A 24,453-nucleotide genomic window follows, 5' to 3' on the forward strand; every position below is an offset into this window, starting at 1 on the left:
CAATTCCGTTACATGAAACTGTACTTTGTTAACTTATTACTTCATTTGTGCTTTGATCAAGTCACCAATAGTCTTAGGACCATTGTCTTGACTTGTAGTTGCTGTACGCAAGCTAGCAACTGCTTCTTTTTCTTCAGCTTCGTCTTTCGCTTTGATAGACAAGTTGATAGAGCGAGATTTACGATCAACGTTGATGATCTTCGCTTCAACTTCTTGACCAACTTCTAAGAATTTAGTCGCATCTTCTACGCGGTCACGGTTGATTTCAGAAGCTTTAAGAGTTGCTTCAACTTCGTCAGCTAACTTAACAGTTGCGCCACGAGCATCAACTGCAGTTACAGTACCTTTAACTAAAGCACCACGTTCGTTAGCAGCTAAGAAGTCATTGAACGGATCGCTGTTCAATTGCTTGATACCAAGGCTGATACGGTTACCTTCAGCGTCTACAGACAAGATAACAGCTTCAACAGTGTCACCTTTCTTGTAACGACGAATAGCTTCTTCACCTTGCTCGTTCCAAGAAATATCAGACAAGTGTACTAAACCGTCGATACCGCCGTTCAAGCCAATGAAGATACCAAAGTCAGTGATAGACTTGATAGTACCAGATACTTTTTCGCCTTTCTCATGAGCTTTAGCAAACTCTTCCCATGGGTTAGCACGAGTTTGTTTGATACCGAGGCTAATACGACGACGTTCTTCATCAACTTCAAGAACCATAACATCAACTTCATCACCAATCTGAACAACTTTAGATGGGTGGATGTTTTTGTTAGTGTGGTCCATTTCAGAAACGTGAACTAAACCTTCAACGCCTTCAGCGATTTCAGCGAAACAACCGTAGTCAGTTAAGTTAGTTACGCGAGCTTTAACGATAGAACCTTTAGGGTAACGGCTCATGATCGCTAACCATGGATCTTCGCCTAATTGTTTAAGGCCTAAAGATACGCGGTTACGTTCACGGTCAAATTTAAGTACTTTAACAGTAACTTCTTGACCAACTTCAACAACTTCTGAAGGGTGCTTGATACGCTTCCAAGCCATATCTGTGATATGTAGAAGACCATCAATACCGCCAAGATCAACGAATGCACCGTAATCAGTAAGGTTTTTGATGGTACCTGTAACTGTTTGACCTTCTTCAAGTTGAGCAAGTAATGCTTCACGGTCAGCAGAAGATTCAGCTTCCATAACAGCACGACGAGATACAACAACGTTATTACGTTTAGCATCAAGTTTGATTACTTTGAACTCTAACTCTTTACCTTCAAGGTGAGTAGTGTCACGGATAGGACGAGTGTCAACTAATGAACCTGGTAAGAATGCACGAACAGGACCGATGTCAACAGTGAAACCGCCTTTAACTTTACCAGAGATAACACCAGTAACGATTTCGCCATCTTCAAAGATTTTTTCAAGTTTAGTCCAAGTTTCAGCACGCTTAGCTTTTTCACGTGATAAAACTGTTTGACCCATACCGTTGTCAAGAGCTTCAACAACTACGTCAACAGTATCACCAACCTGAACTTCAAGTTCACGTTGTTCATTTAAAAATTCAGCACGGTCAACAATGCCTTCAGACTTTAGGCCAGTGTCAACAGTTACCCAGTCGCTATCGATGTTTACAACAACACCTTGGATGACTGCACCCTTTTCAACGTTGAGGTTTAATTCACTTTCTTCAAAGAGGGCTGCAAAAGATTCGGTCATGATATACCTGATAAATTCAGCGGTCTTGGATCAGACAAGGCCGGTTTAGTTAAGTATCAACATAGTCTTTATAGACTGATCAAGCTATGCTTCAACTGATAATTCTATTTACTAAATAGTACGGCTATCGACATAATCAACCATTAACTTAAATACCTGATCGATCGTTAATTCCGAACTATCAATGATATAAGCATCTTTGGCTGGCTTGAGCGGAGCAACTTCTCGCTCCATATCTCTTTTGTCTCGTGCCTGTATATTAGCTAAAATGTCGTTTATTTTAGCATCTAGCCCCATACCCTGCAACTGTTTTACTCTTCGCTCAGCGCGTGACTCTGCCGAAGCTGTCAGATAAATTTTGGCATTGGCTTCTGGAAAGATAGATGTTGCCATATCACGACCATCTGCAACTAAACCAGGACTTTGCGCAAAAGATCTTTGTCTTTCAAATAGTGCTTGTCTAAGCTCTGGAACCACTGCAACTTTTGATGCGTACTCACCAACTCGCTCTGTACGGATTGTTTGAGATACATCTTCTCCATCCAAGAAGACCAAAATCCCTGAGGTAGACGTTTCAAATTTAATGTCCAGTTGACGTGCATATTGAATACATTCATCAAGCTGACTGTCTAATTTCTCTAATAAATCGTGTTTATGTAATGACAACCCTAATAAACGATATAAGGCACCCGAATCGAGTAAATGATATTGATAATGTGCTGCAAGTTTTGCGGCCAATGTTCCTTTACCCGAACCACTCGGACCATCAATAGTAATAATTTGAACTGTCATTGAACTCTCACTAAGAAGCAAATGCTTTAGCTAATCTCGAAAAGCCTAGTGTAATGGCTAGTTTTAACTGTGCAAGGATTAATTTACTGACCACTGGCGCTTTTGCCGTTAACTCGATGCGGTATGTAACTAAAGTAATGTATGGAGTAATCTCAGAAAACTCGATTCTACCTAAATGGTGTTTAATCAAAGGATTGTCTATTAATTTATACTCAATACTTTTATTTTCTTCCAACAATGTAATTTCTTCTTTAAGTGGCTTAATTGGACCAAATCCCATACGTCGAATTGAGCCTAAACCATCAGGTCTTTTAGAATCTGCGGAGTCTTTAACACGCACAACTTGTAAAGGTGCAAAAGCAGTATTGTAAGTTGAATGCTTAGAGAGCAAATTAAATACATCAGTAAGAGGAGCATTAAATTCTTTTTCTACGGTAATTACATTACGCATTGGATCATCCTTATTAAATAGAATCATGACATTAAAACCGCGTTAGTTTGCCATAAGAGTATGTTAATTTTTAATCATTTAAGGACGTTTTTTGTTGTTTCTCTTGTTTCTTTTGCTCACGTCTTTGTTTAAAAAAATGGCTAAGCTGTTGTGCACATTTTTCTTGTAGACAGCCATTCTGAAATGTAAATCTATGATTATAATAGCCTTGCTGTAATAACTGACGCGCACTCACCAAAGAGCCTGCTTTAGGTTCTGGCGTACCAAAAACCACATGTTTAATTCTTGCATGTACGAGCGCACCTACACACATAGTACATGGCTCAAGAGTGACATATAAAGTCGTATCTTCAGGTAATCGATAATTTTCTAAAGAGGAACACGCTGCACGGATAGCTTGAATTTCTGCATGTGCAGTTGGATCTAATAAAGTAATTGGAGCATTATAACCAGATCCAATTACTCGATTTTGGCTCACCAGAACCGCTCCAACAGGTATCTCACCCTGCTGGGCGGCTAATTCAGCTTGCTCGTAAGCAAGCTGCATCCAGTATTCATCACTATATTCAGTCATTTATTTTAGGTGATCACACCGTGTTGTCTAAGTAAGGCATTCCAGCTATCAATTGAAGTTACTGGTGGACAATCAGCCAATATACCTCTCAAGCTTAGATCGTCACATGGTTTCCATTCAGGTGATAAATCTTTATCAACTAAGCGTGCGCGAACACCTTCCACAAAGTCAGGATGACGGATTTTCCACTCAGAAATCTGAGCCTCTAGATCAAAGACCTCATCCCATGAGTGGATTTGTTTGCCCCATTGCCACAGTAACCAAGTAATTGCCGCGGTACTAGGAGATCCTTTTTGCAAATTCTCACTCGCTTGACGTAACCAATCACTGCTCGCATCACGTAAGCTAACAATAGCTTGATAGTCTTGTTCAAAATTAAAACCACGGCAAACACTATGAATTACATCAAGTGAGTTTTGCAATGGACCTGCCGCAACAGGACGGTGTAAACTATTTAAAGTATCATCAATTGCTCGGAAATCCCCTGCAGGATAATGAGCCCAATTAATATTTAAAACTTTTTGCAAAACATTATCACGCTGAGCTTCACAAATATGTGTTGCCCAACCGATGCTATACGCCCCAGCAGCAGTCATGATTGAACCGGTTAAGCCCGTAAACAAACCTATTGGACCACGATCTGCCAAGAAACGGCTCGCACCAACGTCAGGATATAAACCAATATTAATTTCAGGCATTGCTAAACGTGAATATGGTGTCACTAGACGGAATGGTGCAGCCATAAACAAGCCTAAACCACCGCCCATTACGTAACCTTCTCCCCAAACCACAACCGGTTTAGCATAATTATGTAAAAGTAGATCTAAAGCATATTCCTGCTGGAAGAACTTATTTGCGGTATCGACTTCTTGATTTATAACAAGTTGGCGTAATTTTCTAACATCACCACCTGCACAAAAAGCTTTTGGTGTAGTTGAGTCTAACCAAATTGCTTTAACCTGTTCATCGTCACGGAAATCTTCAAATACACGCAATAATGCCGTTACGATTGATTCGTCTAAAGCATGTAACGATTTAGGACGATTCAAACGTACTATACGCCAGCCGTTTTTTGCTTCTTCAACCACCAAGTCCGGGTGATAGTTATTTACATTGGGAGAGTTCATCATGCGTCCAATTGCCAGTCTATGGGCTCAATGCCATGTTGTTTCAAATATTGATTTGTTTTTGAAAACACTTTGCATCCAAAAAATCCCCCTCTATTTGCAGCAAGAGGTGATGGATGTGCGGCTGTTAAAACCAAGTGTTTATCTCTATTTATACGTTGTCCTTTGCGCTGTGCATAAGCACCCCACAAAATAAATACTATATGTTGTCTCTGTTCATTTAGAACATCAATAACTTCATCAGTAAATGCTTCCCAACCTTGCTTTTGATGTGAGGTTGGCTGTCCAGCTTCAACAGTAAGCACGCTGTTCAGTAAAAGTACGCCTTGCGTAGCCCATTTTGTTAAGTCACCATGGCGAGGAGCTGGAATACCCAAATCTGTATGTAATTCATGAAAAATATTACGTAAAGATGGTGGTAATGCAATACCTTTTTGAACAGAGAAACTTAATCCATTTGCTTGGTTTGGTCCATGATATGGATCTTGTCCAAGAATAACGACCTTCACATCACCCAATGGTGTCGTATTTAGAGCACTAAAGATCTGTTTACTAGGCGGATATATTATTTTCTGAGCTTGTTTCTGTTGAAATAAGAAATCGCGCAAACTATCCATCTGAGGACTTAATAGAAAAGGTGCTAAAGATCTTTTCCAACTTTCTTCTAATTGAACTTTACTGAGTTTATCTTGCTGTTGCTCAGTTAATTGCATTAATGTCATCCTAGATCAATTTTCAATTCTACAAATAAAATAAGTAATTCGATTTATACTTCGACTTGCAAATCAACTTGAGGATTATTAAATTTAATCCCTTTTTTCAAGTCTTCATACATTTGTGGATTTGCCCACTCTATCTGAATTTGTTCTGAAAAAACAATTCCATCAAGACTTAAAATACCCATTTGTTCGTTTTGAATATCTTCAATAAAGCTCTGAGCATATCCAGTATCAGTCTCATGAACAATAACAGAATATACTTCAACATCACCTTCCCCATTTTGAGTGACTGTTGATTGTAAAACTTGCTGAGCTAGATAAAAGAAAATACGTGAAAACTGTTCAGCCGACGGTGAAACAGGTAAAGAAATCCAACGAGCACTAAAAGTCTGACATGCATCAATATATTGAGAATCATCTTTTTCCCAAAAACAGATTGCGTGATCAAAGCTGTCGAATAGGTCTTTTATTACTCCTTTTAGGAGTCCAAAATCATAAACCATTTGCCCATGATCTAATTTCGAAGCTTTAAGCAATAACTCAACTTTATAGCTATGTCCATGAATTGATCGCTTACAACGATCCGATGTACAGTTACGTACAACATGTGCATTTTCAAACTTAAATAACTTACGAATTAACATGTGCCAAATCGATCATTCCTTCTAAGAACATTATTATAAAGCAAAAGACGAAAATTTCGCACCACTTTTCAATTAGAAACAATTAGCGAAAAGTATGATAAGACTTGTGAAGAAATATTAAAGATAAATATATAGAAAATTTATCTTCATTTTATTTTGTCATTAGAGAAGTTTCTAAATATGACTTTTTAACAACATGATAAAAACAAATAAACCAAAATTTTTCAATCAGTTAAATGGTGACATGTTTCTAGAATAAACATAAACCTGCTTATCATTACGCATTAGTGCACTTGTAAATTGTCTTTTCCGATTATTTAGCACCACCTCAATTTGTGCTTGAAAAAAACTCGACTTTACATCTAACAAGCTATTCACTTCAGTTCTCTTTTGAGTATCGACTGTTGAAAAAGCATTCAATTGCCATAATTCATCAACATTTTGAAAGAATTTTAAATTTTGTTGGCGCATCTGAAGCTCTTTTTCTACCGCCCCTAAATCTAATTTTGGATCAATACTCGCCAAAACTAATGGCGAGGCGGTATTAATATTTACTTTTGTATTCTCAGGTAATGCAGAAATATAAGGAGCAATTAAATCATATTTCTTACCGTCAAACCCTCTTACTAATTTTAGTTCTTCAATACGATGAAATTTAGCATTTGAAGCTAAATAGCTAGGATCAAGACCTTCATAATAACTGCTTTCAGCACCCATAGGCCCAGATGGTTCGTCATCTGGATCTTGCCAATCGATGACTGCTTGACTTAATTCTGCTGGCAAGCCTACACATACAAGTAATCGCTCAAACCAATTTTTAGCAGCTTCGTTTACCTTACCTTCATTCGTCGTCAAATTGTTTAGGTTAAATTTGCCTGACTCATCCAATAAACGCCCTGATACTGATCCATCTTCTATTGGAAAAGGTGGCATCGGCTGTGCCCATGTTTCTTTTAAATGATCAACACCACCAGCATTATTTGCATCTTGAATTAATAATTCAGAAAAAAAGGCCTCTGCACTTTTTGCATAGAGTAATGACTGATTTTGACGCATCAAATAGCCAGTATTTTCCATCGTATTGGTTTGATGCTTTGCAATAGAGGCAGCCAAAATTGTAGCCAAAGCAACCATAATTAGAATGGTGAGCAAAGCAACGCCTTGCTGGCTTTTTTTATAATGCAACATACTATCCCACTCCTTTATTAGAGAGCGATAAATCACCTTGATTTAAGCTATAAATCCACTCATAACTCACACCGGCAACTGTGAGTTGTATTTTTATTCCTTTCGGCAACTTTCTAAATTCTTCAGGTTTTGTGGGATCAATATTAATTTCTGGCCACTTTGTCACTTCTTGAGGCGTTAGCACCATAATCTGAAATTGTTCAACTTGGCTCAACAGCGTACTTGATAGTGGTTGCTCTCTGTTTGAAGTATTTAAATTACTATATTTAAGACGATAAAGCTTTTTTTGATCAGGATCATATCGATATTCAATACGCTCAAAAGGTGATAACCCTTGTTTTAAGGGATCAGTAACACCAGCCTTACTAAAATGAAGAACTTGATTATCAAGTTCTAAGGCTGGACGTAATTGCCCGCCTTGATTAGCTGATAAAGGTATAATTTGCAAAGTATCACGTAAAATTTGTTGATAAGCATCTTGTAATTCAAATAACTGTACTTCGTGTTGTGCATTACGATCACGGACTTTTAATAAATAATCAAAAATCTTCCAACCTAACAAAGATAGAACAGCAAAAATTGCAATTGCGACTAAAAGCTCAACTAAAGTAAATCCTGAGGCACGAGTTAATCGAGCACTGCTCGATCGTGCCGTAAGACGAGAAACTGTGTTTCGAGTGTGAGAGTATTTAAAGCCACGCTTTGTCTGAGCGCAAGACGAAGAGCTTTGCTCGGAGTAACCCCTTATCATCTGCTCCGATCGTGCAGCAAGACGAGAAACTAGACTTCTCGAGCGAAGATATTTATTTTTTATCATTATTTTGCTTTCATTGGATAATTAAAAAATACCAAGTGGGTAATACCATTTTGAACTTTCCCTTTATCAGAATCATATAAGCTAATTTGCAAATCTACTTTCTGAACATTCGGGCTGACTGTAGCTTCAGCAGATTTATCAATCTGCCAAGTTTCACCTTGAGAAGTAACTTGCTTACTTTGAGTACCTTGAAGCCATTCTTGATTTATCTCCATTAAGGCAACTTCATTCATTGCTATAAACTGAGCTTTTGTTCTAAGAATTGCATTTGAGGTAGATTGGGTATATTGCATGGCCACTTTAGTTAACGCGACGGCAGCTACAGCAAAAATTGCTAAAGCTACCATTACCTCTAATAGAGTAAAGCCTTTAGATTTCATTTATTTTACCCAAATGATCAATCTGTATTTCTGAACCAATTGGTTTTTGTTCAAAGTAAAACTGTATTTTAACTGTTTTAGCTTCACCATTTCCAAACCAGATTAACTGCGGAGCCTGCCCGCCAATTAAATCTGTATTGGTAGCTTTTGAATAAGTTTGACCATCTAGAGGTTGTACTGTAAACGATACATGTTTAGGCAATTGGCGCGTAGTAAATTCTGGGTATTTCTGCCAACGGTTTTTTAAATCTTGGACCTGTAGTTTACTCTGATCGTGGTATTCATACAGCTCATAAGAAAATGGAGAAACATCAGTTTCACTCATAGTAGATAGGGCTAAAACACGAGACTGGTCAAGTGACTCTTTACCAATTTTATGTGCATCAAGCAAAAACAACTCTCTTGCTTGCATCGCTTTCTTTTGGTCAACGCCACCTATATTAAGTACCACAAGAGAGGTCATAATCGTCATAATAACAATCACCACCATCACTTCAATGAGGGTGAAACCTTTTTGTGATTTAGGCGGTGATTGAGATTTCATATCGACCTATTAAGCATATTGCTCAGCAGTTTGTTTAGGTAAGGCTAATGCCTGATCAATATAAGCCACTCTTAAGGTGTCCCGTGAACCTAAATAGCGTTGGTAAAAACTTGAGTTGAGAATAGCTGCTGCACCATGAGTTAACGACCAAATAGAAGCCAGATAATCTCGAGTTGTCATATTGCTTTGAATCGATTCTAAATAGTGATCTGTCATGCGAATGATAATTCGTAATCGCTGTTTACGCACTTGATAAAGCTCATTAAAAAGGTGATGCACACCTTGAGCTGTAATCGAAAGTTTTTCCTCAATTTGATGAAATAAAACTGTCCGTTCAGGATGGTGTAAATGATGCAGCATAAAAAAGGCCAAATGCTCTGGAAAGGCTTTTTCAGTATCTTGAACCATTTCAAGTAACATACGCTCATTACGAATAATCAACAGCATGTACAACTCATCTTTACTTTGAAAGTGTTTGTACAAAGTTCCTTTTGCTAAATCAAGCTCAGCAGCCAAGACATCGAGTGTCATTCCGGCTTCGCCATTTTCTAGCAATAATTGTTCCGCAACCTGAAATATTAATACTTCTCTTGCTCGGAACTGAGCCTGACGATCCATCTTCACGCAATTACTCTCTTATATAGTTTCTATAACCTAAATCGCTTTTAGCAAGTTCTCAAAATTTTGTGAGGTGATCATTGCAATTTCCTCAACCGATTTATCATATACATCACTGAGCGCTTTGGCTACATAAGGCACATATTTTGGTTCATTTGTTTTACCACGATATGGGACAGGTGCTAAATATGGGCTATCTGTTTCAATTAAAAGGCGATCTAGTGGGACCTGTTTAGCTACATCGCGCAAATCCTGTGCATTCTTAAATGACACAATACCTGAAAAAGAAATGTAATAACCACAATCAAGCACAGCTTTAGCAGTTTCCCAATCTTCAGTAAAACAATGCAGAATCCCATGTGTTGAGTGTTCTGCACGGATAATATCTACCGTATCATGCTTTGCTGATCGGGTATGAACGACAACCGGTTTTTTTACAATTTTTGAAGCTTGGATATGTCTTGCAAAACACATCTTTTGCTCTTCAATAAAATCTGTACTGTGATAATAGTCCAGTCCTGTTTCACCTAAAGCCCACACTTTTTCTGATTGAGCCAACTCAACCAAATATTCAGTTGTTGCACGTGCCATTGTGTCCACATCCTCACAAGGGTGTACACCTACCGTATAACCAACATCTGCATGTTTATTTGCAATTTCAGCTAGTATAATATGGTCATCAAGATCAACGGAAATTGCCATAAACTTAGACACTCCTTCTGCTCGCGCCGCTGCAAGCGCAAGATCCAGATCACCGTTGTAAGGTGTCAAATCTAACATCGTTAAATGGCAATGCGTATCAACAAACACTTTTCTTTCCTATTTAATTACATGGTATAACTTGGACGGTCTAGAGACATACTACCAGCCAAAACTCGTTCTGCCTCAGTTTTATAGTAAATTCCTTTATCCCCACTTAACTGAATAGCAAAACCTTGAGGTTTAAATCCACTTTGCTTATGGGAAATCCAGATTACTTTACCTGTTAAAGGAATTTTTTGAGATTGCTCAGGCAAAGTCGCTAAAATGAAAATTTCTTGTCCCATTTTCACCTTTTGTTTTGATGGTACGAATAGGCCTCCACCTTGCACATATCCCATATAGCTTGCTTGCAAAGTAGCTTTATCAGGAATATTTACCTGAATAATCCCCCCCATTTGCGGCTGCATAGTTTTCCCCTTAAATATTCATTAACGTTATAAATAATTGATCTATAATAAGTTGGCTTTGTACATTTTGCTCAACAAGCTTTTTTGCTTGTTGTAGTTCACTATAAATATTAAATAAGCTTTCCAAATCATAATATGGGCTTAACTGATCAAAATCTAAATCAGTATTTTTCTGTGGCTGGTTTAGCTTGACACAAATTAAATCACCCAACAAGTATTCAAAAAGCATTATAAAATCATTAAAACTTAATTCTTTTTGCCATTTGCCTGAGAAAAATAAGGGCATATTTTTTTGAGCAACGATTTTAAGCCAATCATTTAAGAAAATTTGCCTTTTCGCAAACCAGTCACTTTGAGCAATTTCTATTGCTTGTAAAGGCATATCATTAGATAAGCCAAGCAGTAAATCAGGCTGCACTTCTGCAAGTTCAGATAAATGCTCATTCAAATAAGATGTAGCTTGCTCATATGAAATACGATCTAAAGCGAAATGTTGTAATCGGCTACGAATAGTGGCTGGTAATTTAAGATAGTGATCAGCTAATAAAATTAAAACAACACGCTCGCCTGGTTCTTCTAAAGTCTTTAGCAAAGCATTTGAAGAAGCCAAATTAAGTGCTTCAGCAGGCTCAATCACAATAACGCGCCAACCTTCTCCCGTTTGTTGTACGAAAGGTAGTAAGTCACGGATCTTTTCTATTTTAATTTTTGCATTCTGTTTTTTATTTTCTTCGTCCGTTGTGATATGAACATAATTGGGATGGGTGTCTGATTTTAACCATTGACAACTACTACATTCACCACAAGCACCCTGCGGCTGCTTATTTAAACAAAGTACCCATGCCAAAAACTGCTTAGCAAAAGCATGTTTCCCACAACCTTGCTTGCCGTAAAACAAGAGACCATGTCCAATATTGGGAAACCTTGTTGTCAAGGTATCCCATGTTGTTTGCTGCCAAGGATAAACCTTTGAAGTTACATTCGGATTCATTAAAAATTAACGCTTATTCAAAGGATTCAATAGGCATATTATTTAAGCGATCAAGATCAGCTTGTGTATCCACACCCGGTGGCAAATTGGCTTCGGCTACCGCAATTGCAATTCGATGACCATTTTCTAAAACACGTAATTGTTCAAGGCTCTCCAGCTTTTCAAGCTTACCCATATCCCATGTTACATATTCTTGTAATAAGTTCACTCGGTAAGCATACAAACCTAAATGGCGAAATGCTTGTGTATGTAAAGTCGGTTCATCATGCTTAGCCCCATCTCGATCATAAGGAATAGTAGCCCGACTAAAATATAAAGCTTCATTTTGTTTAGACATGACTACTTTTACAATACTGTCACGCTGAAACTCATCTAAGGTATGAATCGGCTCACACAACGTAGACATTGAACAATTTGGTTTATCTACCAAAAGTTTTGCAACTTGCTGGACAAGTTGAGCTGGCAATAAAGGTTCATCACCTTGAACATTTACAATAATATCGTCTGCATCCCAACCTTTAATACGAGCCACCTCACTTAAACGGTCTGTACCTGAAGGATGATCAGCACTGGTAAGAACTACATCAATTCCATCTGCACGACAAATCTCAGCAATACGTTCATCATCTGTCGCCACACACAGATCATCAAAACCCTCGACTTTTTTTGCCTGATCCACTACACGTAAAATCATAGGACGGTCATGAATAAGCAACAATGGTTTACCTGGCAAACGCGAACTTGAGAAGCGTGCTGGAATAACGATGTGTTTCATTTTTTCTTCCTAAGATAATTGAATATCAAGTTCTTGCAATTGCATTTTTAAAACCTGATAACACTGTGTAGACAGGACAGCTTTAACAGGAACTACCCAAATAGATTGTTTAAATTCAGGATGTTTTTCAAGTAACGGTAATAGTTTAACTGCATCTTTTTCAGTTGTAATAAGTGGCAGCTCATCATTAAAAATTAAATCATTGATTGTGTAATCATGATGATCGCGAAATGCATGCTCTTGGAATTGCTTCAACCCTAGATCTTTAAGTGTTTGATAAAACCGTTGAGGAAAACCAATACCAACTACAGCGTGATAATTATTCTCAAGATTAAAGATTGGTTTAGAATTAGATAAAGGGTTAAGTAAATATGGCTGTCCTGTCTCGAGATGCATGTTTAATTCTGTAGCAGGTTTATGAGTATGTTCAATCACTGTTCCTGTTTCTAAACGCTCAACAGGCTCCCGCAGATAGCCTTCAGGTAATTGTTTCTTATTCCCTAAACCACGATTTTGATCCAGCACAATCCACTCGATCTGTCGATCTAATGCCCAATGCTGCAACCCATCATCACTAATAATCAAATCTATTTCTGATGACTCAAGCAATAACTCTATTGCAGCCTGCCTATTAGGACCTACCGCCATTGGTACACTTGTAGCCTGAACAATTAATGCTGGCTCATCCCCAGCTTGAGCTACTTGACCGCCCGAGGTAACCAGCATTGGAAAAGGACCATTACCCCCATATCCCCGACTAATTACCCCTACTTTTACATTATGCTGCTGTAGATAATTCACCAGTTGTATTAGCAACGGAGTTTTTCCACTTCCACCTACTGTAATATTACCTATAACCATCACAGGTACGGGCGCTTTATAAACTTGTTTAAAACCTGAATTATAAAGATTACGATTTAATAAAAACCCAGCCCGATACAAACAAGACAATGGACGTAAAGCAATCAACCAACTCGATTGTTTATTCCATGCATTCTGGATCAGCTGGGCTAATGACATGCTTAGTTATCCTCGAAATTACGCTGATGTAATTGATAATAAGCCCCCTGTTTTGCGAGGAGTTCTTGATGAGTACCTTGTTCAACAATTTGTCCTTGATCCATCACTACAATACGGTCAGCATTCTCAATTGTTGATAAACGGTGAGCAATGACAATGGTTGTGCGGTCTTGCATCGCTTCATCAAATGCTTGCTGAATAAAATGTTCAGATTCATTATCAAGAGCACTTGTAGCTTCATCTAAAATTAATATTGGAGCATTCTTTAAAATTGCTCGAGCAATAGCAATTCGCTGACGCTGACCACCAGATAAGTTTAGGCCCTGTGCCCCTAAAACAGTATCATAACCATTTGGTAAGTTCATAATGAAGTCATGTGCATATGCAGCTTTTGCAGCAGCATGAATTTCCTCATCTGAGGCACCTTGCAACTGACCATACGCAATGTTTTCACGAACAGTACGGTTAAATAATACAACTTGCTGATTTACCATTGCGATTTGTGTACGCAGACAAGAAAGATCAATGTCATCAATTGGCAAGCCATCTAAATAAATTTGCCCACTTGATACTTCTTGGAAACGTACCAACATATTAACTAATGAGCTTTTACCAGCGCCTGAACGCCCAACTAATGCTACAGTTTGACCAGGAAGAATATCTAAAGAAAAATCTTTAATAGCCTGTACGCCATCAGCATAATTTAATGCCACATGATCAAAACGAATCGCACCATTTAATTTAGGTTTCAAATGACCATTATTTTGCTCTTCAGGCAAATCTAATAATTCAAAAACAGAATGAGCTGCCGCTAAACCGCGTTGTAACTTCTCATTAACATCAGTCAAATTTTTAACTGGCTTTGCTAACAAACCAGCTGCTGTAATGTAAGCTACAAACTCACCAGCACTGGTATTACCTAAAATCTGTGGTCGTAAAGCTAACCATACAATAAGAGCCATCGCACAAGCCATCACTACCTGAACCACAGGGCTATTCAGGTTTTGTACAATTACCATTTTTAAACCACGTTTTAAGTTTTCTTCCGATGACTTATAGAATCGCGCTTGTTCAGACTCCTCACCAGCAAAACTTTTTACTATCGCATTCCCATTAATACTTTCTTGGACAACATGATTCACATCACCCATCGTATCTTGGACTTGTAAAGAAAGCTTGCGCATACGTTTTGAAGCTTTACGTACCAATACACCAATTACAGGTAAAAATACAAAAATACAAAGAGTAAGACGCCAATTGGTATAAAACAAATAACCTAATAATCCCAGAGTAATCATCCCATCTCTAACGATGGTTCTTAATGACTCAGAAGAAGCTGCAGTTAACTGCTCAACGTTATACATAATTTTGGCAGTAATATGGCCAGATGAATTATCTAGGTAATATTGTGCCGGTAGTCTTAAAAGTTTGGCATAAACTTCTTGGCGAATACTAAAAACCAAACTACGTGAAATCACCGCAGTATAGTAACCGCCCATAAAAAGGCCTAAACCACGGAAAAAAACCAATAAAATGATTAATAATGGGAACCAATCCAAATCAGCTCTACTGCTATTTTGGATTGCATCAATAATAAATTTAATCAATTTAGCAACGGAGACTTCTGTTGCTGAGTTAATACCGAACCCGATAAGAACTAATAAGGCCACGCCCCAATAAGGTTTTAAATAGGCTATGAGACGCAAATAAACCTTAAAATCTTGATTCACTCAGAAAAACCTCTAGAAGGAACTTTGGTACTAATATTGATGTTAACAAAACCGAGTTGTCCTGCTACATCCATAACGCGAATTACATCCTGATGAGACGCTTTGGCATCCGCAGCAATGATAAACATAAAATCACGGCGCTCTTGAGCAACTTGCTTAATCGCAGTACTCAGATCAGCAACCTCTTTAGACGAAAGTGCCTGACCATTTACAGCATAATGACCAGAAGAGTCTACCACGACTTCAATTTTGTGATCGTACTGTTTTGGTGGAACACCTTGTGCATCTGGTAACGTTAAATTGAGGCGACTTGGCTGATTAAAAGTAGTCGTTAGTAATAAAAAAACCAAAATGAACAACAAACAGTCAATCATAGGCGTTAAATTGATATGGATGTCTTCAACCTGAGAACGTTTAAATTTCATCTGGCTATTCACCCATCACCCAACACGACGATGTTCTGCTATAGACGAGGAACGTTTATAGAACAATGAGGCATGAAATAAAGTCGATTGCTGTTCTAGTTCAGCAATATAATCTTGTACTAATCTTTGGAAATAGCGATAAGCAACTAAAGCCGGAATCGCAATTAACATTCCCACAGCTGTAGTAATAAGTGCTTTAGAAATACCTGGAATCATTAAACTTGGACTACCTGCCGATCCAAAATCAATCACAAGGAATGACTCAATAATCCCGACTACTGTACCAAGCAGCCCTAATAGAGGTGCCACAGCACTCAAAGTCCCCAAGAAATTAATATTTTTCTCTAAATAAGAAATTTCTTGAGAAGCGGCTACTTCCATTTGCGCACGTGCAAATTGCTCACCATGCTCACGATGATTGAAACCTGCTTTTAAAATATGAGCCAATGCGCTGTTTTGCACTTCTACATTTTGTTCCAAATTTTCCACAATATCTTCAGTTCTTAAGGAACTATTATCAATTAATGCTTTGGGTAGAACTTGTGAACGTCTTAACCGAACAAAACGCTCAATACTGATCGCAACAGTTAAAATCGAGCATAGAATTAAAGGCAGCATCAACCAGCCACCCGCTCTCACAAGTTCCCACATATCTTCTTCCCCAAGAATATAAAATTAGAAATATATGACCTAAATACAAATTAATCAGGTAAACAAATATTTAAGATACCATCTAACTCATCTAAGGTATGGTAATGAATAACAAGCTTACCCTTACCTTTTTGATTATGATCAATTTTTACATTAGCGCCAAAACGCTCTGATAGTTTTTGCGTCAATTGCTCAATATCTGGTGCTACAGGTGCTTTTTCCTTCTCCTGCTTTGGCTCACTTCTATCACGCACCAATTGCTCTGTTTGACGAACAGATAGTCCTTTTTCAATTACGATTTTAGCAACGTCTAATTGATCTTTACCCTTTAACGTCAAGATAGCTCGAGCATGCCCCATATCAAGCTGGCCTTGCTGCATGAAATCTTTAATTTCATCCGCCAAACTCAACAAACGAAGTAAATTACTTACGGTAGTACGTGCTTTCCCTACTGTGTCAGCAATTTCTTGATGACTCAAACCGAATTCATCATGAAAACGCTGCAAGGCTAAAGCCTGATCAATCGGATTTAAATCTTGACGCTGAATATTCTCAATAAGCGCCAGTGCAATAGCAACCTGATCATTTAAATCACGAACAATTGCAGGAATTTCAGTTAAACCCGCAAGCTGCGCTGCACGCCAGCGTCGTTCACCCGCAATGATTTCGTATGGATGTGATTCATCATCAACTGGACGAATTACAATAGGTTGCATCACTCCATGTTTTTCAATAGAAGATGCTAACTCTTGCAAATCATGCTCATGAATAAAGCGACGTGGTTGATATTCACCACGTTTTAATAAATTTACATCAATTTGTTTCAACTGACCGTGGTCAAGTGCCTGTGCTTCCAGTTGTAATTTTTCTTTTTGAATTGAACCAAGTAATGCATCTAAACCACGTCCTTTAGCCAATCCGCGTTTTTTGATGCTCATACTTTACTTCCTTTCTTCACTTTACTTTTCTTCAACATCTCAGCTGCAAGATTTAAGTATGCAACTGCACCTTTAGAACTTTTCTCAAAATAGATAACAGGCAAACCATGTGCTGGTGCTTCTGCTAAGCGAACATTACGTGGAATGACAGTATCATAAAGTTTTTTACCGAAATACTGTTCTAACTCAGCAGATACATCACGTGTTAAAGCATTTCGTGCATCGTACATTGTACGTAATACACCAATAATCTCTAAATCAGGATTTAATGCCTTTTGAATACGATCAATAGTCTGGGTTAAATCAGCTAAACCTTCTAGCGCATAATATTCGCATTGCATTGGAATGATTACACTATCTACAGCTGCCAAAGCATTGACAGTAATCAAACTCAAGCTTGGCGCACAATCTACAATGATAAAATCAAATGAGTTTCGGATTTCATTCAAAGCATTTTTTAGAATGAATTCACGGCCCTCTTGTTCTGCAATAGCAAGCTCAACACCGGAAAGTTCACGATTAGATCCTAAAACTTTATATCCGACTTCTGCTTTTTGAATGGCCGTTTCAATTGGTACTTCACCAAGTAGAACATCTGTAATGGAATACAAAAGATCGTTCTTTTGAATACCAGACCCCATCGTAGCATTACCTTGTGAATCCATATCTACAAGTAATACACGTTTCTTTAATACAGCTAGAGACGCTGCAAGATTTACTGCAGTCGTTGTTTTACCAACACCACCCTTTTGGTTTGCAATCGCAATAATTTGAGCCATGGTAACCCTAATACTTTTTATTTAAATACGTTGAAGTAAAAGTAAATGACGTTGTTCATCAAGTCTTGGTACGCGCAGTTCAATCACTTTACATGAAAAGTCCTGCTTAAGTTGCTCAATTTCCTCAACTGGCACAACTCCTTTCATTGCTGCAATTATACTGCTTTGATGCAAGTATGGCTGAGCTGCATCCACAAAATCCGTTAAAGAAGCAAAAGCGCGACTTGTAATCACATCAAATTGACCAAGCTCATCAATTGTATCTTGATTTTCAACACGTGTTTGCACGGCTACTACGTTTTTTAACTTAAGGTCAGCAATAAACTGTTTCAAAAAACGAATTTTCTTACCATTTGAATCAAGTAATACACATGAGCGTTCCGGCTGACATAAAGCAATGATCATGCCCGGCATACCACCACCTGTACCTACATCAAGCAAACGGCCTGTTGGCAAATCTTTCAAAATACTTAGGCTATCTAACAAATGCTTCACTAACATTTCTTTCGGATCACGAATCGCTGTTAGATTATAAGCTTTGTTCCAAAGTACCAAAGCGTCTTGATACTTCAACAATAATGTCAAAGCTTCATCGCTAAGCGATAAACCTAATTTTTGACTACCCTGTTGTAACTCTTGAAAAAACGGATGCATAAACAGATAACATCTAAGTAAAATTTAAAACAAAGTATACCCATTTATGCATCGTGGAACACTAGTTAACGATTAGGGATTACACACTTAATCGTAGAAGCCTTCACGAATTTGCAAATCCAGCTCCATTAAACGCTCAGGCGTTCCCACATCTACCCATGCACCTTTAAGCTTTTCAGCAGATATTTTTTGATTGTGCATCGCTTGCTTCAATAGTGGGGCTAAAGGACGCTTACCCGCTTCCAATCCGTCAAAAAGTTTAGGATGAATAACAGATAGACCACTAAAAGTGAGGTTTTCGCCCGTCACATCTTGATCGAATGTAAAAGCGCGCCCATCCAATAATGTAAAGTCACCTTCAGGATGCTGCTTAGGATTATCAACCAACACAAGATGTGCTAAATCATCATTTAGCTTAATATGGCGCAGACTTTCAAAATCCATTGTGGTCCATACATCTCCATTCACCAGAATGAAAGGCTCTGTTCCAAGCAGTGGCAAAGCATTAATAATTCCGCCGGCTGTTTCCAGACCTTCTTCCTCTCGTGTCCAACGGATATCAACACCAAATTGGGAACCATCCCCTAAGCTACCGATGAGCTTATCGGCCAACCATGCAGAATTGATGACTATTTCAGTCACACCAATTTTCTTAAGTTTTTCAATATGCCACACAATAAGGGGTTTACCACCCACCTCGAGCAAAGGTTTTGGTGTATATAGCGTAAGTGGTCGCATACGATTGCCCAAGCCAGCAGCAAGAATCATTGCTTTCATTATGCTGCTACCTCATAGCTACCATATTTCTCGATAAATTTAGGCATCACGATATTATTTATAAATGCCATAAACTCTTCAAGCTCAGCGTAACCACGACTTTCTTCGAGCAAATACCACATGACACGTGGTAAATCCTTCAAATAACCTGACTTACCATCGCGTTCAAACAAGCGAACAAAAATGCCTAGAATTTTAATATGGCGTTGAATCGCCATTAAATCTGCATCACGTTTAAATTGATCAAAGCTACGGTTTTGTTTAGTCGACGCTGGCAACAGGTCATAAAACACTTTAAACCATTGATAAACACGATCAGCGCTCCATTGAACATATGCATCACGAGTAATCGAAATTAGGTCATATGTATCAGCACCAATAACGGCATCTTGGAAGTCGATTACCCCCAACTCTTGCTCATCACTAATTTTCATCAAATTTCGACTATGAAAATCTCGATGTACAATAACTTGCGGTTGGGCTAATGCAGCATGAGCCAAGAAATCAAATGCATTATCAATCGTTTTTTTCTGTTCAGCAGTCGGCTGAATAGAAAGCGACGGCAACATCCAGTCTGTGAGTAGCTGCATTTCCGATATTAATTTTTCGTAAGAATAAACCGGGAACTGATTAGTCCCGTCAATAGACTGCAAATGAATAAGTTGTTTAAAACTTTGTTCGTAGTATTTATCAACAGTTTCATTAGTTAATAATGTTGACAAAAGCACATCACCAAAGTCCTCTAACAATAGAAAACCTTGAGCCAGATCTTTCGCGACGATCTGAGGCACGCGTACGCCATGGCTCGCAAAAAACTCGTCAATGGTCACAAATGGAACACAGTCTTCTTTTTCTGGAGGGGCATCCATGAGCATATACGTTTTATTTTGTAACTCGATACGCGCATAACGGCGGAAGCTTGCATCACCTGCTAAAAAAGCGATCTTAAATTGATCATTTTCAAGAACAGATGTAAGCCATGTATATATCAATTGTTCACGTTGTGTATTCATTTGCAATAAAATCTAAAACAAGCTGAGATTTTTGAAGGGTTAAGTGTAGCCACTTATAAACTTTTTCTCTATGATGCGACAATAATTAATTGTGAATTAGCATACTTGGTTAATGAGACAATGAAGCATCAGTTTAAATTTAATCCTTTAGCGACAGCTATTTTTACGCTCTTATGTGGCTCCATACAATCAAGTTATGCTGAGTCAACTGATGTTGTCTCCAATATAGACAATAATCAACTTAAAGCGAGCATTAAGGAAGCTTACCCAGGTCAAGAATTCTTTCAGCAATATTATGTTGATAAATCTGCACCTGAAGCCCAGCTTCGTGACAATAAATATTTAAGCTCGGCATTTTGCCAAGGCACATGGGTTACACCGATTAACCCTGAGACCAAAGCTTTAGATGCCGACAAAGCAACTTCTGTCGTTACTGCTAACTACGGACATTACAACCCAGCGGGTGATTCTGTTTTAGAAGGTGATGTCGTTATTGATCAGGAAGGACGCACAGTTCGTGCTGACAAAGTAACGATTGATAAGACCCAAACCTTTGCACATGCACAAGGTCGAGTTCAGTTAGCTCAAGGCGGGTTACTTTCACAGAGTGATGAAATTAATTACAACCTAAAAACCCAAACCGGGAATTTAGACAATAGTTTTTATATTTCTGAACAGCAACATGCCCATGGTCATGCAGGAAAAATCGAAAGAACCTCACCAAATGTTATGGTTCTTAATGATGCAACCTATACCACTTGTCCCCCAGGCCAAAAACCTGGTTGGAAAATCCAAGCCAATAAAATTGAGTTAAATCAGGAAACTGGGCGCGGCGTAACTCGTGGAACAAAATTATATGTTAAGGACGTTCCTGTTCTAGCTGTTCCCTATTTTAACTTCCCGATTGACGACCGCCGTACTACAGGTATTCTTAACCCACAATTTGGCTTCTCAAACGATGGTGGTGTTGAGCTTTCTGTTCCAGTTTATTTAAATCTTGCACCTAACTATGATTTGACACTTACTCCGCGATATTTAGCAGACCGCGGTGCAATGCTAAAAGGCGAGTTTAGATATTTAACCGATGGCTTTGGTGCTGGGGAAATGTGGGGTGGCATCTTGCCATCTGACAAAGGTTATGATGACAAAGATCGTAAAGATTTCCATTTTTTACATAATTGGGATATCAACGATCAATGGTCTACTAACCTCGAATATAACTATGCATCAGATAAAGATTATTTCTCTGACCTAGATAGCAGTCCTAACTCTAAAACAGATCTTAACTTACGTAGAGCTTGGGAACTTAACTATCAACATGGTATTCCGGGTTTAAAAGCACAGCTTAAGGTCGAAGATTTCCAGACACTTGATCCTGAAGTTGCAGATGCAGATAAACCATACGCGCGTTTACCACAATTCTTATTAAATTACGTCACAGGTAATCCACTAGGACTACAATACGAATTTAATAACGACACTGCTTACTTTAAGAAATCAATTAATGATGATTCTGCTCAAGAAAGTAGTGGTACACGTATTTATAACCAGTTCGCAACGCGTTATAATTACCGTACACCAGCAGCTTTTGTGATTCCTGAAGTCTCTGTACGTTCTATTCAAACGTTTTATGATAAAGACAGTATCGCATCTCAAAATCTAGATGGTGGTTCCGAAAATAAATCAGTCGTTGTACCTCAGTTTACTTTAGACACTGGGCTAAACTTTGAACGTGATGGTAAGTATTTACAAACACTTACACCACGTGCTTTCTACGCATATGCGCCATACAAAAATCAAGATGGTTACCCTAACTTTGACTCAACCACTGCGTCAGTAAGTTATGATCAATTATTTAACCCTTACCGTTTTTATGGTCATGACCGCCTTGAAGACAACAACTTTTTATCATTAGGTGTAAGTTATAGTCTTTTTGACACAGTAGGTTTAGAGCGTTTACGTGCAAGCGTAGGCCAAAGTTACTATTTCGAAGATCGTCGTGTCACCTTACAACGACAACAAGATGAAATTGATACTGAACGCAACACAGGTCCTGTTGTGAGCCTATCAAGCCAGCTTAATCAGAACTTCACCATCGCTGCTAACTCAGCTTGGATGTCAAATGGTGACAATGCTCAACGTGACTTCCAACTTTACTATACCGGTGATAAAGGAAATCTATATAACTTAGGCTATTTCTATCGTAAAGAAATTACCGGTCGTCAAGATACTTATGACCAAGTTGTTGCATCGTTCATACAACCAATTAAAGACAGTTGGCGTATTATGGGCCACGTACAATATGACATGGACAATGATGTTGCCCGTGAACTCTTGCTAGGAGTTAACTATGAGTCATGTTGCTGGGGTATTTCTGTCTATGGTCGTTCATACTATAACGATCTAGACGATCCAAAATCTCCAGATGTTAGTGAAAAGCGCGCGATCATGGCTGAAATTACACTAAAAGGTTTAGGTGGTTTAAACAATAAACTCGCGTCTTTACTTGAAAATCGCGTTTTAGGTTTTAACAAAATTAATCAATCTTGGACACAACGTTAATGAAGACAAAGCATCTTAAACAGTTTTTTAAAGCAACTACACTTGCTGCCCTAATCTCTTCATCAATGCATAGTTTTGCCCAACCCGCTGATGAAGTTGTGGCAATTGTGGACAATAGCGTAATTTTAAAAAGCGATCTTCAACAAGGTATGGCTGAAGCAGCTCATGAACTGCAAGCTCAAAAGAAAGAAGTGCCACCTCAGCAATACTTACAGTTTCAGGTATTGGATCAGTTAATTTTGCGTCAAGCTCAACTTGAACAAGTTAAAAAATATGGCATTAAACCTGATGAAAAGAGCTTAAATGAAGCTGTACTTAAAGTAGCAAGTCAATCTGGCTCTAAAAGTTTAGAAGCTTTCCAGCAAAAATTAGATGCTATGGCTCCGGGAACTTATGAAAGTTTGCGCAATCGAATCGCTGAAGATTTAGCGATTAGCCGTTTGCGCCAACAACAAGTGATGTCTCGTATTAAAATTAGTGATCAAGATGTAGAAAACTTCTTAAAATCACCTCAGGGACAAGCTGCGTTAGGTAATCAAGCACATGTAATTCATATGCGCATTTCTGGTGACAATGCACAGGAAGTTCAATCTGTAGCTCAAGAAGTACGTTCAAAGCTTGCACAAAGTAATGATATAAATGCTTTGAAAAAACTTTCAACTGCAAATGTAAAAGTTGAAGGTGCTGACATGGGTTTCCGCCCACTGTCTGATATTCCTGCTGAACTTGCGGCTCGTATTACACCATTACAAGATGGTCAAACGACTGACTTAGTTTCAGTACGTGATGGTGTACATGTTTTAAAGCTTCTTGAACGCAAACAAAATGAGCAAAAAGCTTTAGTACCTCAATTTCAAACTCGCCACATTCTCATTCAGCCATCTGAAGTAGTTACTCTTGAGAATGCCAAGCAAATTATTGATAACATCTATAAACGCTTAAAAGCTGGTGCAGATTTTGCAACACTTGCAGCGACTTATTCCAACGACACAGGTTCAGCGCGTGATGGCGGAAGTCTAGGTTGGGTAACCCCGGGAATGATGGTGCCTGAATTTGACAAAAAAATGCAGGAAATTCCCGTAGGTGAAATCAGCGAACCTTTCCAAACTCAATTCGGCTGGCATATCTTACAAGTGACTGAGAAACGTGAAAAAGATATGACACACGAATATCAAGAACGTATGGCACGTCAAATTTTAGGTGAACGCCAATTTAACACCGAGATTGATAGCTGGTTGCGTGAAGTGCGTGCAAATGCATATGTAGAAATTAAAGATCCAAGTCTAGACAAAAAGAACTTACAAAAGTAAGTCTTTTTGTCTTTATCAAAACCTGTGTTTATCACAGGTTTTTTTATGAATGAAATTTACATAATAAAAAACCGGTTATATAAATAACCGGTTTC

General features: G+C 38.3%; 27 protein-coding genes. 2 read left to right on the forward strand and 25 right to left on the reverse strand.

Annotated elements, in window-relative coordinates; genetic code table 11:
- Positions 1-36: 36 nt before the first annotated feature.
- The 25 genes from rpsA to MKX14_RS05560 form a co-directional block, all read right to left on the reverse strand.
- Complete coding sequence (gene rpsA / locus MKX14_RS05440; RefSeq protein ID WP_002121348.1) at positions 37-1,710, reverse strand: 30S ribosomal protein S1; 1,674 nt, start codon at positions 1,708-1,710, stop codon at positions 37-39.
- A gap of 111 nt (positions 1,711-1,821) precedes the next feature.
- Complete coding sequence (gene cmk, locus MKX14_RS05445; protein WP_130119105.1) at positions 1,822-2,502, reverse strand: (d)CMP kinase; 681 nt, start codon at positions 2,500-2,502, stop codon at positions 1,822-1,824.
- A gap of 10 nt (positions 2,503-2,512) precedes the next feature.
- Entirely contained in the window at positions 2,513-2,953 is a 441-nt protein-coding gene (locus MKX14_RS05450) for an SRPBCC family protein (RefSeq protein WP_014206600.1), read from the reverse strand.
- A 70-nt stretch (positions 2,954-3,023) separates the two neighbouring features.
- On the reverse strand, positions 3,024-3,527 hold the full coding sequence (gene tadA, locus MKX14_RS05455; RefSeq protein WP_002121378.1) for a tRNA adenosine(34) deaminase TadA: 504 nt from the start codon (positions 3,525-3,527) through the stop codon (positions 3,024-3,026).
- A 5-nt stretch (positions 3,528-3,532) separates the two neighbouring features.
- The gene (gene hibch, locus MKX14_RS05460; protein ID WP_014206599.1) at positions 3,533-4,657 is read right to left on the reverse strand and encodes an enoyl-CoA hydratase/isomerase family protein; all 1,125 of its coding nucleotides are present in this window, start codon (positions 4,655-4,657) and stop codon (positions 3,533-3,535) included.
- On the reverse strand, positions 4,654-5,367 hold the full coding sequence (gene ung / locus MKX14_RS05465; RefSeq protein WP_240281964.1) for a uracil-DNA glycosylase: 714 nt from the start codon (positions 5,365-5,367) through the stop codon (positions 4,654-4,656). Before ung ends, hibch begins: the two co-directional genes overlap by 4 nt.
- A gap of 53 nt (positions 5,368-5,420) precedes the next feature.
- Positions 5,421-6,017, reverse strand: a complete 597-nt coding sequence (locus MKX14_RS05470) for a 6-pyruvoyl trahydropterin synthase family protein (protein ID WP_002121363.1) — start codon at positions 6,015-6,017, stop codon at positions 5,421-5,423.
- 228 nt (positions 6,018-6,245) lie between these two features.
- Positions 6,246-7,205 carry a type II secretion system minor pseudopilin GspK gene (gspK, locus tag MKX14_RS05475; protein ID WP_240281965.1) on the reverse strand — a complete coding sequence of 320 codons (960 nt, stop codon included), beginning with the start codon at positions 7,203-7,205 and terminating at the stop codon, positions 6,246-6,248.
- A gap of 1 nt (position 7,206) precedes the next feature.
- Positions 7,207-8,022, reverse strand: a complete 816-nt coding sequence (gspJ, locus tag MKX14_RS05480; protein WP_240281966.1) for a type II secretion system minor pseudopilin GspJ — start codon at positions 8,020-8,022, stop codon at positions 7,207-7,209.
- A complete protein-coding gene (gene gspI / locus MKX14_RS05485; RefSeq protein ID WP_240281967.1) occupies positions 8,022-8,402 on the reverse strand; it encodes a type II secretion system minor pseudopilin GspI in 381 nt (126 codons plus the stop codon). The genes gspJ and gspI overlap by 1 nt, the downstream gene beginning before the upstream one ends.
- Positions 8,392-8,946 (reverse strand): type II secretion system protein, encoded by a 555-nt coding sequence (locus MKX14_RS05490; protein WP_005304714.1) that lies wholly within the window; start codon positions 8,944-8,946, stop codon positions 8,392-8,394. The genes gspI and MKX14_RS05490 overlap by 11 nt, the downstream gene beginning before the upstream one ends.
- 9 nt (positions 8,947-8,955) lie before the next feature.
- Positions 8,956-9,564: a TetR/AcrR family transcriptional regulator gene (locus tag MKX14_RS05495; protein ID WP_013198082.1), complete on the reverse strand. Its 609-nt coding sequence runs from the start codon at positions 9,562-9,564 to the stop codon at positions 8,956-8,958.
- Between the two features lie 36 nt (positions 9,565-9,600).
- The gene (gene ycfH / locus MKX14_RS05500; RefSeq protein ID WP_240281968.1) at positions 9,601-10,374 is read right to left on the reverse strand and encodes a TatD family hydrolase; all 774 of its coding nucleotides are present in this window, start codon (positions 10,372-10,374) and stop codon (positions 9,601-9,603) included.
- 17 nt (positions 10,375-10,391) lie between these two features.
- On the reverse strand, positions 10,392-10,733 hold the full coding sequence (pilZ, locus tag MKX14_RS05505; protein WP_002121335.1) for a PilZ domain-containing protein: 342 nt from the start codon (positions 10,731-10,733) through the stop codon (positions 10,392-10,394).
- Between the two features lie 10 nt (positions 10,734-10,743).
- Entirely contained in the window at positions 10,744-11,724 is a 981-nt protein-coding gene (holB, locus tag MKX14_RS05510; RefSeq protein WP_078220747.1) for a hypothetical protein, read from the reverse strand.
- A 13-nt stretch (positions 11,725-11,737) separates the two neighbouring features.
- On the reverse strand, positions 11,738-12,499 hold the full coding sequence (gene kdsB, locus MKX14_RS05515) for a 3-deoxy-manno-octulosonate cytidylyltransferase (protein WP_240281969.1): 762 nt from the start codon (positions 12,497-12,499) through the stop codon (positions 11,738-11,740).
- 9 nt (positions 12,500-12,508) lie between these two features.
- Positions 12,509-13,519: a tetraacyldisaccharide 4'-kinase gene (gene lpxK / locus MKX14_RS05520; protein ID WP_240281970.1), complete on the reverse strand. Its 1,011-nt coding sequence runs from the start codon at positions 13,517-13,519 to the stop codon at positions 12,509-12,511.
- Between the two features lie 2 nt (positions 13,520-13,521).
- A complete protein-coding gene (gene msbA, locus MKX14_RS05525) occupies positions 13,522-15,249 on the reverse strand; it encodes a lipid A export permease/ATP-binding protein MsbA (protein WP_240281971.1) in 1,728 nt (575 codons plus the stop codon).
- Positions 15,246-15,674 carry an ExbD/TolR family protein gene (exbD, locus tag MKX14_RS05530; protein ID WP_046811502.1) on the reverse strand — a complete coding sequence of 143 codons (429 nt, stop codon included), beginning with the start codon at positions 15,672-15,674 and terminating at the stop codon, positions 15,246-15,248. The genes msbA and exbD overlap by 4 nt, the downstream gene beginning before the upstream one ends.
- Before the next feature lie 15 nt (positions 15,675-15,689).
- Positions 15,690-16,325 (reverse strand): MotA/TolQ/ExbB proton channel family protein, encoded by a 636-nt coding sequence (locus tag MKX14_RS05535; protein WP_046811503.1) that lies wholly within the window; start codon positions 16,323-16,325, stop codon positions 15,690-15,692.
- 50 nt (positions 16,326-16,375) lie between these two features.
- On the reverse strand, positions 16,376-17,263 hold the full coding sequence (gene spoOJ, locus MKX14_RS05540) for a ParB/RepB/Spo0J family partition protein (RefSeq protein WP_046811504.1): 888 nt from the start codon (positions 17,261-17,263) through the stop codon (positions 16,376-16,378).
- A complete protein-coding gene (gene soj, locus MKX14_RS05545) occupies positions 17,260-18,042 on the reverse strand; it encodes a ParA family protein (RefSeq protein ID WP_046811505.1) in 783 nt (260 codons plus the stop codon). The genes spoOJ and soj overlap by 4 nt, the downstream gene beginning before the upstream one ends.
- 21 nt (positions 18,043-18,063) lie before the next feature.
- Positions 18,064-18,696 (reverse strand): 16S rRNA (guanine(527)-N(7))-methyltransferase RsmG, encoded by a 633-nt coding sequence (rsmG, locus tag MKX14_RS05550; RefSeq protein ID WP_002121443.1) that lies wholly within the window; start codon positions 18,694-18,696, stop codon positions 18,064-18,066.
- 87 nt (positions 18,697-18,783) lie between these two features.
- Entirely contained in the window at positions 18,784-19,473 is a 690-nt protein-coding gene (gene murU, locus MKX14_RS05555; RefSeq protein ID WP_046811506.1) for an N-acetylmuramate alpha-1-phosphate uridylyltransferase MurU, read from the reverse strand.
- Positions 19,473-20,486 (reverse strand): aminoglycoside phosphotransferase family protein, encoded by a 1,014-nt coding sequence (locus MKX14_RS05560; protein ID WP_046811507.1) that lies wholly within the window; start codon positions 20,484-20,486, stop codon positions 19,473-19,475. The genes murU and MKX14_RS05560 overlap by 1 nt, the downstream gene beginning before the upstream one ends.
- Positions 20,487-20,606: 120 nt before the next feature.
- On the opposite strand from MKX14_RS05560, the gene ostA reads away from it, so the two are divergent.
- Positions 20,607-23,048, forward strand: a complete 2,442-nt coding sequence (ostA, locus tag MKX14_RS05565; RefSeq protein WP_240281972.1) for an LPS-assembly protein LptD — start codon at positions 20,607-20,609, stop codon at positions 23,046-23,048.
- Positions 23,048-24,358 carry a peptidylprolyl isomerase gene (surA, locus tag MKX14_RS05570; RefSeq protein ID WP_086264554.1) on the forward strand — a complete coding sequence of 437 codons (1,311 nt, stop codon included), beginning with the start codon at positions 23,048-23,050 and terminating at the stop codon, positions 24,356-24,358. Before ostA ends, surA begins: the two co-directional genes overlap by 1 nt.
- Positions 24,359-24,453 lie beyond the last annotated feature (95 nt).

This window comes from Acinetobacter pittii (assembly GCF_022449185.1).
Taxonomy (GTDB): domain Bacteria; phylum Pseudomonadota; class Gammaproteobacteria; order Pseudomonadales; family Moraxellaceae; genus Acinetobacter; species Acinetobacter pittii_I.

What these genes read in the sequence shown, in the direction of transcription:
- MKX14_RS05535 (WP_046811503.1), bottom strand. Translation starts at nt 16,325, where the DNA reads ATGTGGGAACTTGTGAGAGCGGGTGGCTGGTTGATGCTGCCTTTAATT.
- kdsB (WP_240281969.1), bottom strand. Translation starts at nt 12,499, where the DNA reads ATGAAACACATCGTTATTCCAGCACGCTTCTCAAGTTCGCGTTTGCCA.
- holB (WP_078220747.1), bottom strand. Translation starts at nt 11,724, where the DNA reads ATGAATCCGAATGTAACTTCAAAGGTTTATCCTTGGCAGCAAACAACA.
- hibch (WP_014206599.1), bottom strand. Translation starts at nt 4,657, where the DNA reads ATGATGAACTCTCCCAATGTAAATAACTATCACCCGGACTTGGTGGTT.
- gspK (WP_240281965.1), bottom strand. Translation starts at nt 7,205, where the DNA reads ATGTTGCATTATAAAAAAAGCCAGCAAGGCGTTGCTTTGCTCACCATT.
- MKX14_RS05470 (WP_002121363.1), bottom strand. Translation starts at nt 6,017, where the DNA reads ATGTTAATTCGTAAGTTATTTAAGTTTGAAAATGCACATGTTGTACGT.
- pilZ (WP_002121335.1), bottom strand. Translation starts at nt 10,733, where the DNA reads ATGCAGCCGCAAATGGGGGGGATTATTCAGGTAAATATTCCTGATAAA.
- MKX14_RS05495 (WP_013198082.1), bottom strand. Translation starts at nt 9,564, where the DNA reads ATGGATCGTCAGGCTCAGTTCCGAGCAAGAGAAGTATTAATATTTCAG.
- surA (WP_086264554.1), top strand. Translation starts at nt 23,048, where the DNA reads ATGAAGACAAAGCATCTTAAACAGTTTTTTAAAGCAACTACACTTGCT.
- murU (WP_046811506.1), bottom strand. Translation starts at nt 19,473, where the DNA reads ATGAAAGCAATGATTCTTGCTGCTGGCTTGGGCAATCGTATGCGACCA.
- rpsA (WP_002121348.1), bottom strand. Translation starts at nt 1,710, where the DNA reads ATGACCGAATCTTTTGCAGCCCTCTTTGAAGAAAGTGAATTAAACCTC.
- lpxK (WP_240281970.1), bottom strand. Translation starts at nt 13,519, where the DNA reads ATGTCATTAGCCCAGCTGATCCAGAATGCATGGAATAAACAATCGAGT.
- soj (WP_046811505.1), bottom strand. Translation starts at nt 18,042, where the DNA reads ATGGCTCAAATTATTGCGATTGCAAACCAAAAGGGTGGTGTTGGTAAA.
- MKX14_RS05490 (WP_005304714.1), bottom strand. Translation starts at nt 8,946, where the DNA reads ATGAAATCTCAATCACCGCCTAAATCACAAAAAGGTTTCACCCTCATT.
- exbD (WP_046811502.1), bottom strand. Translation starts at nt 15,674, where the DNA reads ATGAAATTTAAACGTTCTCAGGTTGAAGACATCCATATCAATTTAACG.
- gspI (WP_240281967.1), bottom strand. Translation starts at nt 8,402, where the DNA reads ATGAAATCTAAAGGCTTTACTCTATTAGAGGTAATGGTAGCTTTAGCA.
- tadA (WP_002121378.1), bottom strand. Translation starts at nt 3,527, where the DNA reads ATGACTGAATATAGTGATGAATACTGGATGCAGCTTGCTTACGAGCAA.
- gspJ (WP_240281966.1), bottom strand. Translation starts at nt 8,022, where the DNA reads ATGATAAAAAATAAATATCTTCGCTCGAGAAGTCTAGTTTCTCGTCTT.
- rsmG (WP_002121443.1), bottom strand. Translation starts at nt 18,696, where the DNA reads ATGCATCCGTTTTTTCAAGAGTTACAACAGGGTAGTCAAAAATTAGGT.
- cmk (WP_130119105.1), bottom strand. Translation starts at nt 2,502, where the DNA reads ATGACAGTTCAAATTATTACTATTGATGGTCCGAGTGGTTCGGGTAAA.
- MKX14_RS05560 (WP_046811507.1), bottom strand. Translation starts at nt 20,486, where the DNA reads ATGAATACACAACGTGAACAATTGATATATACATGGCTTACATCTGTT.
- ostA (WP_240281972.1), top strand. Translation starts at nt 20,607, where the DNA reads ATGAAGCATCAGTTTAAATTTAATCCTTTAGCGACAGCTATTTTTACG.
- MKX14_RS05450 (WP_014206600.1), bottom strand. Translation starts at nt 2,953, where the DNA reads ATGCGTAATGTAATTACCGTAGAAAAAGAATTTAATGCTCCTCTTACT.
- spoOJ (WP_046811504.1), bottom strand. Translation starts at nt 17,263, where the DNA reads ATGAGCATCAAAAAACGCGGATTGGCTAAAGGACGTGGTTTAGATGCA.
- ung (WP_240281964.1), bottom strand. Translation starts at nt 5,367, where the DNA reads ATGCAATTAACTGAGCAACAGCAAGATAAACTCAGTAAAGTTCAATTA.